This is a genomic window from Streptomyces sp. NPDC050535, assembly GCF_044457665.1.
Lineage (GTDB): Bacteria > Actinomycetota > Actinomycetes > Streptomycetales > Streptomycetaceae > Streptomyces.
Genome location: NZ_JBITHE010000025.1, coordinates 17,836 through 34,438, shown reverse-complemented (window position 1 = coordinate 34,438; position 16,603 = coordinate 17,836). Strand labels below are relative to the sequence as shown.

Sequence of the window (16,603 nt, the reverse complement as noted above, 5' to 3'; positions counted from 1 at the left end):
CGGCGGGGCCTTGTTCGTCGTATCAGGCAGCGAGCACGGAAGTACCTCCGGTGTCTTTCAGGATGACGCGGGCGGCTGTTCGCCCAGCACTTCGCGGAGCCGGCCGCGCTCGGCGCGGCCGGTCGCCCGAGCGGTCAGGAGCATGCCGCGCCGGTAGGGGTCGGTGACCTCCTCGGCGCCCATCGGCCGCTCCCGGACCCGCGGCACGAGGAAGGCATCCTCGGGCGCGGCGGTGTGCGTCTCCGTGAGCATGAGACCTCACCCACTCCTCCGAATCCCTCGGCCTGCGCATGCCCTTCGGCGGCGTCGAGCGGAGCGGCGTCGGCCGAGAGTTCGGCGAGGTCGGTATGAGGGAGTACGTCGAGACGGCCGCCCAGGCGAGCTCGGACTGCTTCTGTGGACGACGAGCCGACTTCGTATCCCGGTGGGTCTGGCCGTCATGGTTTCCACCACGTCAACACTTGATGCCGGTCAGCGTACGAAACATTTTCGGAAACACACCAGTGACACAGCGGCGCCGCGTCCTAATACTTTCCCCATCCGGCTCACGTCTCATCGACCGAAATTCGGATCCATGAGTGACCGCTGTCGGCTGCGTACCCCGTCTCATGGCGGTTCGCGAGGTCTTCTCGCCCAACGAAGGCTGATCCATGGGAATCAGTAGACCGCAGCCCTGCGGCCGAATCAAGGTGAGGGAAACAGTATGAGCTAGTTGGCGAATTACTCTGCCCCCTTGAGGTCGAGGGTCGGCAGGAGAACTCCGACGGCAATTCTGACGGCAACTGTCGGGCAGGTGGACGCCTTTCCGGTTGCGGTCCGATGTGAGTCGTTTCCTGTCTCGGTTACCGAGCTGTCTTTCTCAGCTCCTAGCGCCGCTAACCAACGCTCAGAGGAATCGCAGATGATGCAGAAAATGGCGCGGAAGGTCCTCGCGGCAGCGACAGCCTTCGGTCTCGGCGCGGCATTCGCCGTTGCCTCCGCGGGGAGTGCCTCGGCGTATCAGCCGAGCCAGACGAATCTGTATGTGTCGCAGGACAGTGCCACGTGCAGCAAGAAGCCCTGTGTTCTTTATCCGAAGTCGGCCCAGCTTCCGAGCGGTCGCATCGTGGCGTCGTTCGAGAACAGCAAGGGCGATCCGGTGGGACAGACGCTGCCCGTCCACAAGAGTGACGACGACGGCACCACCTGGCAGAAGCTGACCGATGTCAAAGCGCCCGCCGCGCTGTCCAGCGACCCCAAGTACGCGAAGTACACGAGCAACTGGACGAACCCGTACCTCTACGTGCTTCCACAGGACGTCGGATCCCTGACGGCCGGCACCCTGCTCCTGGCGAGCGTCGTCTCGGGCGACGACTACTACTACAAGGAGCGCAAGGCCGCCGACCCCAACTGGACAGCGGACGGGGACGGCGACCGCAAGGACGTGGCGATCGCGTTGTACTCCAGCACCGACGACGGCGCGACCTGGAGCATCCAGAACATCATCGCCGCCGGTGGGTGGCAGGGCAGCCGCGTCTCGAACGCCAACACCAACAGGCAGTCCGACCCACTGTGGGAGCCGTACCTGATCGCCCGCAACGGTCAGCTCGTCGCCTACTACTCCGACGAGCACGACTACCTCGGCTTCGACGCCACCACCGGAGTACCGGCCCGCGACCCGGACGACGACACGGCGACGGACTCGTACAACCAGATCCTCGTACACGCGACCTGGGACGGCACCAGCGCTGCCTGGACCCAGCCGATCGTCGACGTCCCGGGTACGACCGAGAACCTCAACGGAAAGACACTGATCGGCAACGGCCGCCCCGGCATGACGACGATCGCCCCGACCACCGACGGCAGATGGCTGCTCACCTACGAGTACTGGGGCGGCGGAACGAACGTGAGATACAGGCTCGCGGACGACCCGCTGAAGTTCTCCCCCAACAGCGTGACTGACCTCCCGGTCACCAACCTGCCGGTGCCCTCCGGGGGACACGCGCTGTCGACGAGCGGCAGCCCGGTGCTCGCCCCGCTGCCGGACGGGCGGATCCTCTACAACGCGGCAAGCAGCGGCAGTGTCTGGGTGAACGAGTCCGGTAGGAGCGACGGCACCTGGAAGGAGTACCAGACGCCGGTCACAGGCGGCTACAGCCGCAATCTCCAGTACGTCGAGGACACGAGACGCGTCGTCATCCTTCAGGCCGACTTCGGCTCGGGCTACGGTCCCATACGCTACGGCGAGGTCGACCTCGGCCGGTCCCAGGGCGCCTACAGCACGCTCGTCAACCGTGCGACCGGTCAGGCCCTCAGCCCCGACGCCGGCAAGACTCAGGACGCCAACCTCACCGGGAACGTCCCCGATCTCGTCCTGCGGAACCGCGCCGCCACCGACGACACACAGCGCTGGCACCTGACCGCCAAGGGCAACGACGTCACGCTGCTCAACAAGGCCGGCGGCCGCTCGGCCGCGATCTGGACCGGCAGTGCCACGGCAGGGCAGAAGCTCGCCCAGTGGGTCGACGACGGTGCCACCGACAAGCAGTGGACCCTCGTCCCCTCGACCGACGGCTACTACAAGATCCGGTCCGTCCGCGGCACGAGCCTGTTCATGACCGGGGCGACGCAGAACGGTTCCGTCGATCTAGAAGCATCGATCGACGCGTCCGGCAATCCCTCGGCGGACGACGCGCAGGAGTGGCAGCTCGTCCAGGATCCGCTGCCGACGGATACGAACTTCACACTGAAGGGTGCCAACTCCGGCCGCTGTCTCGACGTGCCGAACGGCCTGACAGGCGTACAGGTGCAGATCTACGACTGCTCCGGGAACGCGAACCAGACCATCACACAGACCGCCGCCGGCGAACTCCGCGTCGCCGGCAAGTGCCTCGCCGCGGACGCTGACGGGACCACCCCGGGTACCAGGCTCATCCTGTGGTCCTGCAACGGGAAGTCCAGCCAGAAGTGGTGGTTCCGTCTGGACGGATCCGTGATCAACCGCTCCAACGGCCACGCTCTCGACGTCACGAACTCGGCGACGGCCAACGGATCGAAGGTGCAGCTGTGGACGGCTCTCGGCAACGCCACCCAGAGGTGGAGCCGGGGATAGTACGCAACCAGCGGGGTGTGGCCGCGACGGTGCGGCCGCACCCCGGGTGAACGGGGTGTGATCGAAGCCGTCCTGCTCTCCCTCGAGGGTCCCAGTGGGCTTGACCGATGCGGGTGCCTTGCATCCGGGTATTTCGGTCCGTTAGCTTGCGGCGGAGTTTCCAGTGACAGCTCAAAGGCGAGGCGCACGGGTGACAGGTCGGGGCAGGACGCGCGAGGATGCGCAATACGGGTTGCTGACCAGCATCGCCGGCGAGGCGGGGGTGTCGCTCAGCACCGTGTCCAAGGTGGTGCACCGGCGTCAGGATGTCGGTGCGGCGACGCGCGCCCGGGTCGAGGAACTGCTCGCGCGGCACGGGTACGTTCGTCCGGGAGAGCCTGATCCCGGCGTGCCCCGGCAGATCATCGCGGTGTTCCGTGACCTGTCAGGCCCGTACACGTTGGAAGTCGTCCGTGGGATCGTGGACGCGGCGGACGCGCTGGGCGTGGACGTGGTGACCGGGACGACCGGTCGTCGTTCGATCTCCCAGTGGCTGGAGGAGTGTGTCGCGCTCGACGCGGTCGGACTGATCTTCGTGATCTCGATGCTGGCCGAGGACGACCAGCGCCGCATCGTCGAGCAGCGGCTGCCGGTCGTGCTGATCGACCCGCTCAGCGCGCCGAGCCACGACATCCCGAGCATCGGCGTGACGAACTGGAACGGGGCCCGGGAAGCGGTGCAGCACCTGCTGGGACTCGGGCACATTCGGATCGGGATGGTCGCGGGACGATCGCACTCGCTGGCCGGGGCGGCGCGGCTCCACGGCTACCGGGCCGCGCTGGAGGAGGCAGGGCTCGCGTACGACCCTACGATCGTGCGCTCGACCGATTTCGACTTCGGGGAGGCGCTGCTCGCCACCCTGCAGATCCTGCGCTCCGATGACCGGCCCACGGCCGTTTTCGCGGCGAGTGACGCGCAGGCGCTCGGTGTCCTGGAGGCTGCCCGTCAGCACGGGCTCCGAGTCCCCGAGGACCTTGCGGTCATGTCCTTCGACGACACCCTCGTGGCGGCCATGGCCTGCCCGCCGCTGAGCGCTGTTCGCCAGCCCTTCGAGGAACTGGGCCACGAAGCCACCCGGGTTCTCGTTCACATGGCCGAGGGACGGCCGCCCGCGTCGTCGCGGATCGAACTGGCGACGGAACTCGTGCTGCGTACCTCGACGTCGGTGCGCCGCCCGGTCGGTACGGAGTGAGGGCCTGCCTCCGTCACGACGCGGAGCAGGCCGAAGTCGCGCGGTTGCCGTGTCCGGCGCCGGCCTGCTTCTGATCCACCGACCAGCAGTGGTGCATTGGCCGGATCGGCTCGACCGGCGCTGCCGAGAGGTGGCGTCCGGCGAGAGCCCGCCCCTCAGGTGTCAGACGAGCGTGACGGACACGGTGGTGGGGGCGTTTGGCAGGAGGTGCACAAGCTGCCGCCGGTCCGCGGCACCACGGCATACAAGGGTGACGTCCCGCTCGACCGGCGACGTGAGAACCACCCGGGCAAAGCCCTCCGGCACGTCCCACGTCAGCTCGTCGACGCTCACCCCGGCGCGCGTGGCGATGCCGCGCAGACTGCCGGAGCCCCACTCCGGTGGCAGGGCGGGCAGGAGTTCCACGATCCCGGGACGGGAGTCGAGCAGCATCTCCACGACCACGGCCGGCAGACAGTGGGCGGCGTCCGCGTTGTAGATCTCCAGATCGGGGTTGTGCGAGGTCATCAGCGACCGGAAGACCATGTTCCGGCCCACGATCTTGAGGACGTTCTCCCTCGCCGTCCCGCTGTCCTTCAAGCGTGCGGCGACCAGGGCGCGGTGCAGGCTGCCGTGCGCGGAGAGGTTCTCGTCCCTACGTCGCAGCAGGGCCTCGCGAGCGGCGGCAGCCAGGTCAGGGGTGTCGTCCGGGGTGATGTCGTGCAGCGGCCACACCGGGTAGAGATGGCTGACGTGCCGGTGGTCGCCCGCGGTCTCCAGTCCGGGCCACGCCCACTCGGCGAGCGCCCCCCGGTCGTCGATGCGATACGGCGGCAGCCGTGCGGCCAGCGCGCGCCAGCGGTCGGTCGCAGCCTCCTCGATGCCGAGGTGGGTACAGACGTCGGCGGCGGTGGTGAGGGCGTGCCGGGCCGCGGCCAGGTCCATGGTGGCGTTCACCCCGCACATGCCCCGCCCATCGCGAGGGCCGACCTCGGGGGAGTAGGAGGGGACCAGGACGACGTGCCCGTCACTGTCCTCGCGGATGAGGAAGTCCTCGAAGAAGACGGCGGCCTCGACGAGCCAGGGGGCGAGGGTACGGGCGAGGAAGCCGTCGTCTCCGGTCGCCTGCCAGTACTCGTGCAGGGGGAACAGCAGCCAGTCCGCGCCCGCCAGCCACATGGTCCAGGGCCAGTTGTCGTTCAGGTGGAAGAGCAGCCCGTGTTCGCCGTCGGTCCGGCTGGGGGCGAGGACCCCTCGGGTGCCGTGGATCGTGCGGGCGTTGGTGCGCCAGTCGTCGATCTGCCCCCGGATCAGCGCGGCGTAGGGCGCGATGAGTTCGGGCATTCCGGTGAGGACAGCCCCGGCCATCTGGAGGTTGATGTTGGCGTCGGTGGTGTAGTCGCCGGACCAGGCGGCACCCCATTCCCCCAGCCACAGGCCGGTCAGCCGGGGCGGGAGAACCCCGCTGGAGCTGAGCAGCAGGTAGCGGCCGGAGTGGAACAGCGCCTCGATCAGTGCGCCGTCCAGCGTCTTGGTGTCGGCGCGGGCGATCAGCTCACTCACGGGGAGGCCGCGGGCGCTGTCGGGCACACCCAGGTCGAGTTCGGCGCGGCCGTGGAGTTCGCCGTGGACGGGCGCATGGCGGGAGAGCAACTCGTCGTATTCGGCGGGCAGTTCAGCCAGCACCGCGCGGAGCGCGTCGATGCGGGGGAGGGGCGCCGACCGGTCCATCCGGGTCAGCAGAACAATGCGCGTCGCTCCCTCGACACGGACGGTGTCCCCCTCCGCCGTGACCTGGCCGCCGGTGACGACGGCCCGGGTCACGCCGGTGAATCCCGCCGCGCCTGGACCGGGCGGATACTCTCCCACGACCCCAAGTGACGCCTCCCTGTCCCCGGTGGCCTCGGCGGAGGTCGTGAAGGTGACCTCTGCGGGGCGGCCGGCCAGCTCGCCGGACAGCCGTATACCCAGGTCGAGCCGCGGTCCGGTGATCTCGACGACCGCGACGGCGTCCGTGCGCGACACGAACGCACGCCGCACCCAGTCCCGTTCCCCGTCGAACCAGGTGACCCTCACCTCGCCGGTGGCGAAGTCGGTGACCCGGCGGTAGTGCTCAACAGGGCCTTCACCGCCCGCCGTATCCACATGGAGCACGTGCCCCGGATGGAAGGACTGTGTCCAGGCCATCGCCCTGCCATCGGAGAACTCGCGCTGTGCCCGCTCCCGTTCCCCGGCAAGAACCAGGTCACGGACCTGCTCAAGACGGTCGGCGACGGCCGGTGGCCGCATCCCGAGGGACTCGTTGGGCAGCACGTAACGGTGGTGGTTGTGAACGATCCGCTCCCGGTGGGGATGCCCGAACACCATGATTCCGTACTCGCCGTTGCCCGAGAGGAAGGCGTCCTCCCAGCGGTCCGCAGGCTGTGTGTCGTGGATGCTGTGCACCGGCATTCCCGGCCTCCCGGAAGTAACTGCCTGAGCGGCTCGGACAGGCTGCGGGGGAGCCTACAGGGGGTGGTCGCTCCGGCCTCGAAAGACTTTCGCGCCCGTTGAGTCCCCCCATTACCGCAGGTGTACGGGGCCTTCGGTGCTCTGCGTATGTCGTTGGACAGCGCCCTCGGGGCCGCCATGGCCCCGCCGCCACTGGGTGCAGTGAGGCAGTCCTTCGGGCGGCTGGTTCAGGAGGCCACGTGTGTCCTGCCGAACCTCGCCGAAGGCAGGCCCCCGCGTCGTACGCGCAGGGCGCCCGCGACGACGCGCATGCGCACCCGCGACGGAACTGGTCGTGCGCATGTCCACGGCGCCGCCCGAAACCGGGAATTACGGGCGGCCTTGAGCCTGGTTTCGCAAGCCCTCGGACTACGAAAGTCTTTCGGAAGTGATTTCGCTCCGATATTGCCGTGGCCGAATTGCGCCGCTTAACGTGACCGACGCCAGCTCAACCGCAGGAGCAACGGGACCGCAACACTTGCGCAACAGCACCTGACGGCCATGGCCATCGACTCAGATCCCTCAGTGCGGGCAGGCCCGGGACGGCCTGCCGGGTGCAGGGCACCCGCCACGGGGATCCTGCCGACTCGAAAGGTGTTCAACGATGAACAGAGTGTCCCGGAGATGGTTCCTCACCGCGACGACGGCGACCGCGCTGAGCGCCACCGTGGCCGGCTGTGGTTCGTCCGGCAGCTCCACGTCCTCGCTCACGGGCGACGTGGACTTCTGGACGCTGCAGGACCCGACCAACTCGGTCCAGAAGGCGGCGGTCAACACCTTCAACTCCGCCGGCGAGGGCAAGGTCAGCATGACCGTGATCGCCACGGACGGGTACAAGGACAAGCTGCGGACCGCGATGGGCTCGGCCAAGATGCCCGGACTGTTCTTCAGCTGGGGTGGCGGCAGCCTGAACGACTACGTCACGGCCGGCAAGCTGGTCACGCTGGACACGGCCCTGGAGTCGCACTTCCTGCCGTCGGCCCTGGCCGCGGGCAAGGTCGGCGGCAAGCTCGTGGGCATCCCCTGTCGGGGCACCCAGCCGGTGTTCCTCTTCTACAACAAGAAGGTCTTCGCCGACGCCGGCGTCGAGCCGCCGAAGACCTACGCCGAGCTGCAGAACCTGGTCAAGGTCTTCAAGGGCAAGGGGGTCACGCCCTTCGCGCTCGCCGGCAACGCCAGCTCCTCGTGGACCGAGCTGATGTGGGTCGAGTACCTCCTCGACCGCCTCGCGGGGCCGGAGCTGTTCGACAAGATCCAGGGCGGCGACTGGTCGCAGTGGAAGGACCCCGCCGTCCTCAGGACCGCGCAGATGATCAAGGAGCTGGTGGACAGCGGCGCGTTCGGCAAGAAGTTCGGATCGGTCAACTACGGCGCCGGCGGCACCTCCACGCTGCTCAACAAGGGCAAGGCGGCGATGGTGCTGATGGGCTCGTGGGAGTACGCGACCCAGCAGAGCGAGGCCCCCGACTTCGCGAAGAACGACCTGGGGTACGTGGCTTTCCCGGTCGTGGAAGGAGGCAAGGGCGATGCGGGCAACGTGGTGGGCAACCCCACGAACTACCTCTCGGTGACCACCTCCGCCGCCAAGCAGACCGCGTCGGACTTCCTGAAGACCACGTACAGCGACAGCTACGTGCAGGGACTGGTCGAGAAGGGTGAGGTGCCGGTCACCTCCAACGCCGCGCAGTACCTCACCAAGGCGGCCGACCCGGCGTACGCCAAGTTCCAGTACGACCTGGTGCAGAAGGCTCCCTCCTTCACCCAGTCGTGGGACCAGGCGCTCGGCCTCACCCTCGGTACGCCGCTGCTTACCGAGATCCAGAAGCTGTTCAATGGCCAGAGCTCGCCGGAGCAGTTCGTCAGCGCGGTTCTCGCGATCAAGAAGTAGGAAGGCGCGTCCACGTGGTCTCCGCAACGACTTCGCGGCCCGTGCGTAAGCAACGGGTTCGTGACAGGGACGCTCCACCCACCCTGGAGCGTCCCGGCGTGGCCTGGGCGGTTCCCGGGCTGCTGTTCTTCCTCGTCTTCGCCGTCGCGCCAATGGTGGGCGTGCTGTACCTCTCCTTCACGCACTGGGACGGCCTGAGCACACCGCAGTTCACCGGCACGGAGAACTGGTCGCGGTTCTTCGGCGACAGCCAGGTCTGGCAGTCCACCCTGGTCACGGGGGTCCTGCTGGTCGGGAACATCGTGGTGCAGGCGCCGGTCAGCATTCTGCTGGGCGTCTGGGCGGCCGGTCACCAGCGCAACCGGGCGATCCTGTCGGCGGTGTTCTTCCTGCCGCTGCTGCTGTCCACGGCGGCCACGGCCATCATGTGGCGCCAACTGCTGGACCCGAACTTCGGCCTGCCGGCCAAAACCGAATGGCTGTTCGGGAGTAATCCGATGGGTACCCAGCAGGGTGCGATCGCCTGCCTGGTCCTCGTGACCACCTGGCAGTTCGTCCCCTTCCACAGCCTGCTCTACCAGGGCGCAGCCCGGGCCGTCCCGCACACGCTCTACCAGGCGGCCGCGATCGACGGTGCGGGGCGGGTCAGGCAGTTCGTCCACATCACGCTGCCGCAGCTACGCAACACGATGATCACTTCGACCATCTTCATGGTCGTCGGCGGTCTCACGGCCTTCGACATCGTTCTGCTGCTGACCAACGGCGGCCCCGGCACCGACACGGCGATCCTGCCGTTCTCCATGTACCAGACGGCCTTCCGGACATACGACTACGGCTACGCGAGCGCCATCGCGAGCTTCCTGCTCCTGCTCGCCACCGCGGCCTCGGTCCTCCTCACGAAGCTGAGTGGCTACGACAAGATGACGAGCACCCTGGAGGGGCTGTGAGAACCCGCCCCAACTACGTGGCCGGCGTCGCCGCGTTCGGCTGGCTCCTGATCATCGGCGTCCCGCTGTACGCGCTGGTCAACACTGCGGTGCAGCCGCAGACGACGTACACCGACAAGGGTCCCGTCTCGATCCCCGACACCGTGACACTGGAGAACTTCCGCACGGTCCTGGACAGCGGCTTCCCGGAGTACATCTGGAACACCGTCGTCGTCGCGGTGGCCACGGTCGTCATCGTGCTGGCGCTCGCGATCCCGATCAGCTACGCCGTCGTGCGCGGACGGGGCTGGATGACCACGGGCGTGTTCCGCCTCTTCCTGCTGGGCCTGGCCATCCCCTCGCAGGCGGTGATCATTCCGCTCTTCCTGATCATCAACAATCTCGGCTTCTACGACACCCTGTGGGGCATCATCCTGCCCACCGCCGCGTTCGCGCTGCCGGTGAGCGTGCTGGTTCTCAGCGGCGGTATGCGGGACATCTCCACCGAGTTGTACGAGGCGATGGCGCTGGACGGCGCGAGCCCGGCCCGGACCCTGCTGACCCTGGTCGTCCCGATGTCGAAGTCGGCCATCGCGACCACGTCCGTCTTCACGGCCCTGCAGGCGTGGAACGGCTTCCTCTTCCCGCTGATCATGACCCAGTCGAACGACAACAAGCTGGTGACGCTGGGCCTGTACAACTTCGTCTCCGAGTACGGGGCGAACGTGCCGGCCCTGCTGGCCGCGGTGCTGATGTCCGCGGTCCCCATCCTCGTCGTCTACCTCTTCGCCCGCCGGGCTCTCGTCGCGGGCCTGATGGGCGCCGGCGGCAAGTGACGGTGCCGCGCCCCGCCGGATTCGCCGGGGGGACGCCACTCGATCCGAGGCCCTGGCGCCGGCAGGCGCCGACCGGCACCTCCCCGTGACGTTGTCCGGCGCCTCCGCCTCCGCGTGACCGCCGAACCGTCTGTCCGGGCCCCTCCTGTACCGGTCGGCGGTGCTTCCTCGACCTCTCCGACCACCCGCGCGGCTCCCGCGCACCCGCAACAGAACGGATGAGACCTTGACGATCAGCGACGAGCGCCCGACGACCGGGCTGTGGAACGATCCCGCCCTGCCGGCGTCCGTTCGCGCGAGGGCCCTCCTCGACGCCATGACCGAGGCCGAGAAGGTCGCACAGCTCGGCAGCACCTGGCCCGGCCACGACGATTCCGGGGACGTGGCCCCGATGCAGGACACCTTCCGCGGCTCCGAGAGCTTCGAAGAGGCGATCGTCGACGGTCTCGGGCACCTGACCCGGGTGTTCGGCACGGCGCCGGTCGACCCGGAGACGGGCCGCAAGCGCCTGGCGGAGTTCCAGGAGCGGGTGACGGCGGCCAACCGTTTCGGCATCCCGGCCATCGCCCACGAGGAGTGCCTGACCGGGTTCACCACCTGGCAGGCCACGGTCTACCCCACACCGCTCGCCTGGGCGGCCACCTTCGATCCCGCCCTCGTCCGTCGAATGGCGGCGGCCATCGGTTCGGACATGGCAGCCGTCGGGGTCCACCAGGGTTTGTCCCCTGTCGTGGACGTCGTACGCGACTACCGCTGGGGCCGGGTGGAGGAGACGCTCGGCGAGGACCCCTACCTCGTTTCGGAACTCGGCCTGGCCTACGTGCAGGGGTTGCAGTCGGCCGGAGTCGTCGCCACCCTGAAGCACTTCGCCGGCTACTCCGCCTCCCGGGCCGCCCGCAACCACGCCCCTGCCGCGGTCGGCCCCCGCGAACTCGCCGACCTGATCCTCGTGCCGTTCGAGAAGGCTGTGGTCAAGGGCCGTGTCGGCTCGGTCATGAACGCCTACAACGACATCGACGGCGTGCCCTGCGGCGCCAGCGAGGAACTCCTGACCCGGCTGCTGCGCGAGAGCTGGGGCTTCGAGGGGACGGTGGTGTCCGACTACTGGGCGATCGCGTTCCTTGCCTCCCTGCATCACGTGGCGGCCGACATCCCGGACGCGGCACGTGCCGCGCTCCGGGCCGGGATCGACATCGAACTGCCCCACACCACCGCATACGGGGAGGCGCTCCTGGGCGACGGTGTACCCGTTGAACTCGTCGACCGCGCCGTGCTGCGGGTACTGACCCAGAAGGCCGAACTCGGCCTGCTCGACCCCGACTGGAATCCCGGGCAGTACATCGCTCCCGCGGACTTCGACTCGGCCCGAAACCGCTCCATCGCCCGCGCGCTGGCCGAGGAGTCCGTCGTCCTGCTCGACAACCCCTCGGATCTGCTACCGCTCGCGGGTGCGCGCTCCGTCGCCGTCATCGGCCCCGCGGCCGACGACGACCGGTGCCTGTTCGGCTGCTACTCGTTCCCCAACCACGTACTGCCCCACCATCCCGACACCCCACTGGGCGTCGGGGCACCCACGGTGCTCGGCGCCTTCCGGCAGGAGTTCCCTGGCGTCGAGGTGCACCACGAGACCGGTTGCCAGGTCACCGGCGACGACCGCAGCGGCATCGCCGCCGCGGTGGCTGCGGCGGCTGCGGCCGACGTGACGGTCCTCGTCGTCGGCGACCGCTCCGGCATGTTCGGGCACGGTTCCTCCGGCGAGGGCTGCGACGTCGGCGTACTCACGCTTCCGGGAGTTCAGGACGAACTGGTGAACGACGTTCTCGCCGCGGCGGAGCGAGCCGTCCTCGTCGTCGTCTCGGGCCGCCCGTACGCGATCGGCAGGCACGCCCGGAACGCGGACGCGACCGTCCAGGTGTTCTTCCCCGGCGAGGAGGGTGCGGCGGCGATCGCCGGAGTCCTCTCCGGGCGGATCAACCCCTCCGGACGCCTTCCGGTGCAGATCCCGGGTGACACGGCCGGGCAGCCGGGCACCTACCTGGCGCCCCCGCTCGCTCTCAAGAGCGACGGAGTGAGCAACATCGACCCCACGCCCGCGTTCCCGTTCGGCCACGGCCTGTCGTACACGACCTTCGCCATCGGGGACGTGCACGTGGACGAAGCCGCCGTGCCTGTCGACGCGACGATCACGGTACGAGCCGCGGTCTCCAACACCGGGGGGCGGGCGGGCACCTTCGTGCCCCAGCTCTACCTCACCGACCAGGTCGCCTCGGTCACCCGCCCCGTGCGCCAGCTCATCGGGTTCGCCCGTGTCGACCTCGCCGCCGGTGAAACCCGTGTCGTCGAGTTCCAGGTCCACACGGACATGACCAGCTTCACCGGAAGGGACCTGCGCCGGCGCGTCGAACCCGGCGGGATAACGTTCACCGTCGCCCGGTCGGCGGTCGATCCCGGCGTGCCCGTCCCGGTGACCCTGCATGGAGACGAGCGCATGGTGGACCACACCCGCACCATGACCACGCCTGTCACGGTGCTCCCGGGCTGAGGTTCGATACACCGCGGGCCATGACGACTTCGGCCCGGGATGTGCCACGTCTCCGGCCGAAGTGCCGCCCGCGCGGAGCATGGGAGGGGGCGACGGCCGTGATCAGGGTCCGGGTACCGCGTTGTGCGGCATGACGGCGCCCCGATGCTTCGGCGTCCCCGGCACACAGCGCACGGCACCTTCTTCGCGACCGGCCCGGAATCGGATGGGGCGCGGCCGGGAAGCTTGTCACCGGGGAACGCCCGCGGTTGCTGTCCGTCTCTGCTGATTCCGTGCCTCCAGCAGCTGAAGCCACATGGTATCGGTGCAGGTCATCAATGTTGGGTGGTGCCAACTGGGAATCCTGGTCACACTGTTGGTATGGAGGCCTTGAAACCGGGTGATCCGGGACTCTTCACCCCCGGTTCGGTGACCTGGCAGTTGCACGGCGACCCGATGATGTGGGTCGCCGGAATCCGCGCGCTCTACCTCCAGGCCCTGCACCCGCGAGCGGTGCGCGGAGTCATGCAGAACTCCGACTTCCGGCGCGACGCGTGGGGCCGCCTGAGGCGCATCGCGGACTTCGTGGCGACGACCACGTACGGGACCGGTGAGGTCGCGGAGGAGGCGGGGGCGCGCGTGCGGAGGATTCACACGATGCTCACAGCGGCCGACCCGGAGACGGGGGAGCGCTACCGGATCGACGAACCCGAACTGCTGCTGTGGGTGCACTGCGCGGAGATCGACTCCTATCTGCACGTCCTGCGGCACTCGGGGTTCCGCCTCACCGACGCGCGGGCCGACCGCTATATCCACGAACAGCGGGTCAGCGCACGGCTGGTGGGACTCGACCCCGAGGACGTACCCGCGGACCGGGCCCAACTCGCCCGCTACTTCGAGAAGGTGCTGCCCGAGCTGGCGGCGGGACCGGAGGCGCGTGACGTGGACGACTTCCTGATGCGCCCGCCGACGCACCCCCTGCTCGTACCGGCGCGCGCCGTGCTGTGGCGGCGCGTGGCAGGACTCGCGTACGCCGCCCTGCCGCCGTACGCCCACGAGTTGTACGGCAGACCGGCCCCGTCGCCCGCCGCGGTGAATCGGCGCCTGCGTGTCACGGGCACCATGCTGCGCTGTGTTCCCGCACGTCTGCGCTGGCAACTTCCGCCAAAACACATTCTGCGCGCCATGTCACGACTCGGCCCCGGCTCGCGCCCCGCGCCGTACAAAGCCGACAGATAACTCGCCATACTGGACGGGCCGGGGAGGGCGCGGGGCGAGCATCGACGGGGGCGGTCGCGGGAGATGGCGGAGACGAGGCTGATCCAGGGCCGGTACCGGTTGCTCGATCTCATCGGGCGCGGCGGTATGGGCGAGGTGTGGCGTGCCCGGGACGAGTCGCTGGGCCGGCAGGTGGCGGTCAAGTGCCTCAAGCCCCTGGGCCCGCACCACGATCAGTCCTTCACCGGGGTGCTGCGGGAGCGGTTCCGGCGCGAGGCCCGGGTGGCCGCCGCGCTCCAGCACCGCGGGGTGACGGTCGTCCATGACTTCGGCGAGTCCGACGGCGTGCTCTATCTGGTGATGGAGCTGCTGGAAGGGCGCAACCTCAGCCAGCTCCTGGAGGACAACAAGCAGCACCCGCTGCCGGTCGCCGACGTGGTCGATGTCGCCGACCAGGTGTCGGCGGCCCTCGCCTACACCCATCAACAGGGCATCGTGCACCGCGACCTGAAGCCCGCGAACATCATGCGGCTCACCGACGGCACGGTGAAGATCTGCGACTTCGGCATCGCGCGCCTCGGCCACGACATCGGGTTCACCTCGCGGCTGACCGGCACCGGCATCGCGATGGGCACCCCGCACTACATGTCGCCCGAGCAGATCAGCGGCACCGAGGTCGACCAGCGCAGCGACCTGTACTCCTTCGGATGCGTGCTCTACGAGATCGCCACCGGGGCGCCGCCGTTCGACCTCGACGACGCGTGGGCGGTCCTCGTCGGCCACCGGGACACACCTCCGGAACCGCCGCGCCGCCACCGGGCCGAACTCCCCGAGTACTTCGAGAAGATCATCTTGGATCTGCTCGTCAAGGAACCCGAGGGGCGCCCGCAGGACGCCCGCGAACTCGGCCGCCGCATCAGCGCGGGCCGCACCACCCCGATGTACGTGCCGACGGTGGTGACGCCCGCCCTGGTGCGGTCGGGCCCGGATCAGAGGCTGTTGGCTCCCTCGGTCCAGTCGCGTCCCGGACAGCCGCCGTCCCGCGAGGCACGGCTGCCCTCCTGGACCCACGGCATGACCACGGGCCACAAGGCGACCGGCGCCGGACTGCGCGTCACACCGCCCGACGCCTCCGCGGGCCTCACCGGCGAGTGGATCGCGCGTCCGTCGACCGCGGTGGGACGGGTGCCCGAGCGCGTCGAACGCCCCACCCCCGCACCGGAGGTGCTCACCGCCCTGGCGGGACGGCACAACGCGGGACTCAGCCTCGGTCGGCTCGGCCGGTGGACCGAGGCGGGCGAGGTGCACCGCGCGGTCACCGCCGAGCGCCAGCACGTTCTGGGGCCCGACCATCCCGACACACTGGCCAGCCGTTACGAGGTCGGCTTCACCCTCAGCCGCACCGGACGCCCCGCCGAGGCCCTGCGCGAGTACGCGCACGTCGCCCAGACCAGGGAACGGGTACTCGGCCCCGAGCACGCCGACACACTCGCCGCACGGCAGGAGATGGCGTACGTGCTCGGGCAGCTCGGCCGCCATTTCGAGGCCCACCAGGCCTATACGTCCGTACTCGCCGCCCGGGAGCGCGCCATGGGCCCCGAGCACCCGGACACCCTGCGCTGCCGCCACAACCTCGCCTTCAACCTGAGCAGACTCGGCCGCCTGGAGGATTCGTACCGCATGGCGAGCGAGGTGGCGTCCGTCCGTGCCCGGGTGCTCGGCGCGACGCACCCCGACACGCTCGTCACGCGGTACGAAGTCGCCTACGCGCTCGGCCAGTTGGGGCGGTGGCCCGAAGCGCTGCACACCTACCGCGAGGTGGCCGAGGCCCGTGCGCAGGCACTGGGCCCCGATCATCCGGACACCCTCGCCGCCCGTTACGAGGTCGGCATCAGCCTCGGCCGCCTCGGCCGCAGCGCGCAGGCCCTGGACCTGTACCGCGACCTGATCGACGACCGCGTCCGGGTGCACGGCCCCGCGCACCCCGAGACCCTGCGCGCCCGGCACGGCCTGGGCGTCAACCTCGGCCGCATGGGCCGTTGGGAGGAGGCCCTCGCGGAGTCCCGCGACGTGTGCGCCATCCGGGAGCGCGTCCTGGGCGCGGACCACCCGGACACCCTGGTGAGCCGCCGCGAGGTCGCCGTCGGCCTCGGCTGGCTCGGCCGCTGGGCCGACGCCCTCACCGAGTACCGCGGCGTCGCCTCCGCCCGCGAACGCGTCCTGGGCGCCGACCACCCCGACGCCCTCGCCAGCCGCAACGACGAGGCCCACTGCCTGGAACAGCTGGGGCACGGCCAGGAGGCGGTGGAGCTGTACCGGAGGGTGGCGGCCCTGCGCCAGCAGCGGGCGTCCGGGGGACACTGAACGGCGCCGGACACGTACGCGCCCATACGGGCGCCCGCCGCCTGCCGCGTACCCCTGGC

The 16,603-nt window shown here is 69.4% G+C and carries 9 protein-coding genes and 1 pseudogene; 8 read left to right on the top strand and 2 right to left on the bottom strand.

The window, feature by feature from the left end:
* Positions 1–57 precede the first annotated feature (57 nt).
* A pseudogene (locus tag ACIBLC_RS35920) lies at positions 58–192 on the bottom strand (PadR family transcriptional regulator); the annotation flags it as partial.
* 709 nt (positions 193–901) lie between these two features.
* Between ACIBLC_RS35920 and ACIBLC_RS35915 the strand changes: the two are divergent.
* Both ACIBLC_RS35915 and ACIBLC_RS35910 read left to right on the top strand, forming a co-directional pair.
* Positions 902–3,091, top strand: a complete 2,190-nt coding sequence (locus ACIBLC_RS35915; RefSeq protein ID WP_399215616.1) for an RICIN domain-containing protein — start codon at positions 902–904, stop codon at positions 3,089–3,091.
* 232 nt (positions 3,092–3,323) lie between these two features.
* Positions 3,324–4,322: a LacI family DNA-binding transcriptional regulator gene (locus ACIBLC_RS35910; protein WP_399215614.1), complete on the top strand. Its 999-nt coding sequence runs from the start codon at positions 3,324–3,326 to the stop codon at positions 4,320–4,322.
* 162 nt (positions 4,323–4,484) lie between these two features.
* Here the strand turns inward: ACIBLC_RS35910 and ACIBLC_RS35905 are convergent, their stop codons facing one another.
* Positions 4,485–6,752, bottom strand: a complete 2,268-nt coding sequence (locus tag ACIBLC_RS35905) for a glycosyl hydrolase family 95 catalytic domain-containing protein (protein WP_399215613.1) — start codon at positions 6,750–6,752, stop codon at positions 4,485–4,487.
* 643 nt (positions 6,753–7,395) lie between these two features.
* On the opposite strand from ACIBLC_RS35905, the gene ACIBLC_RS35900 reads away from it, so the two are divergent.
* From ACIBLC_RS35900 to ACIBLC_RS35875, 6 genes are all read left to right on the top strand, one after another.
* A complete protein-coding gene (locus ACIBLC_RS35900) occupies positions 7,396–8,679 on the top strand; it encodes an extracellular solute-binding protein (RefSeq protein ID WP_399215612.1) in 1,284 nt (427 codons plus the stop codon).
* 98 nt (positions 8,680–8,777) lie between these two features.
* On the top strand, positions 8,778–9,626 hold the full coding sequence (locus ACIBLC_RS35895) for a carbohydrate ABC transporter permease (RefSeq protein ID WP_399215611.1): 849 nt from the start codon (positions 8,778–8,780) through the stop codon (positions 9,624–9,626).
* Positions 9,623–10,441 (top strand): carbohydrate ABC transporter permease, encoded by an 819-nt coding sequence (locus ACIBLC_RS35890; protein WP_399215610.1) that lies wholly within the window; start codon positions 9,623–9,625, stop codon positions 10,439–10,441. The genes ACIBLC_RS35895 and ACIBLC_RS35890 overlap by 4 nt, the downstream gene beginning before the upstream one ends.
* A gap of 226 nt (positions 10,442–10,667) precedes the next feature.
* Positions 10,668–12,983, top strand: a complete 2,316-nt coding sequence (locus tag ACIBLC_RS35885; RefSeq protein WP_399215609.1) for a beta-glucosidase — start codon at positions 10,668–10,670, stop codon at positions 12,981–12,983.
* Positions 12,984–13,343: 360 nt separating this feature from the next.
* A complete protein-coding gene (locus ACIBLC_RS35880) occupies positions 13,344–14,201 on the top strand; it encodes an oxygenase MpaB family protein (RefSeq protein WP_399215608.1) in 858 nt (285 codons plus the stop codon).
* Between the two features lie 63 nt (positions 14,202–14,264).
* The gene (locus ACIBLC_RS35875) at positions 14,265–16,544 is read left to right on the top strand and encodes a tetratricopeptide repeat protein (protein WP_399215607.1); all 2,280 of its coding nucleotides are present in this window, start codon (positions 14,265–14,267) and stop codon (positions 16,542–16,544) included.
* Positions 16,545–16,603: the final 59 nt, after the last annotated feature.

Excerpts from the sequence above, each read along its gene's own strand:
- ACIBLC_RS35915 (WP_399215616.1), top strand. The coding sequence starts at position 902 with ATGATGCAGAAAATGGCGCGGAAGGTCCTCGCGGCAGCGACAGCCTTC.
- ACIBLC_RS35905 (WP_399215613.1), bottom strand. The coding sequence starts at position 6,752 with ATGCCGGTGCACAGCATCCACGACACACAGCCTGCGGACCGCTGGGAG.
- ACIBLC_RS35900 (WP_399215612.1), top strand. The coding sequence starts at position 7,396 with ATGAACAGAGTGTCCCGGAGATGGTTCCTCACCGCGACGACGGCGACC.
- ACIBLC_RS35880 (WP_399215608.1), top strand. The coding sequence starts at position 13,344 with ATGGAGGCCTTGAAACCGGGTGATCCGGGACTCTTCACCCCCGGTTCG.
- ACIBLC_RS35875 (WP_399215607.1), top strand. The coding sequence starts at position 14,265 with ATGGCGGAGACGAGGCTGATCCAGGGCCGGTACCGGTTGCTCGATCTC.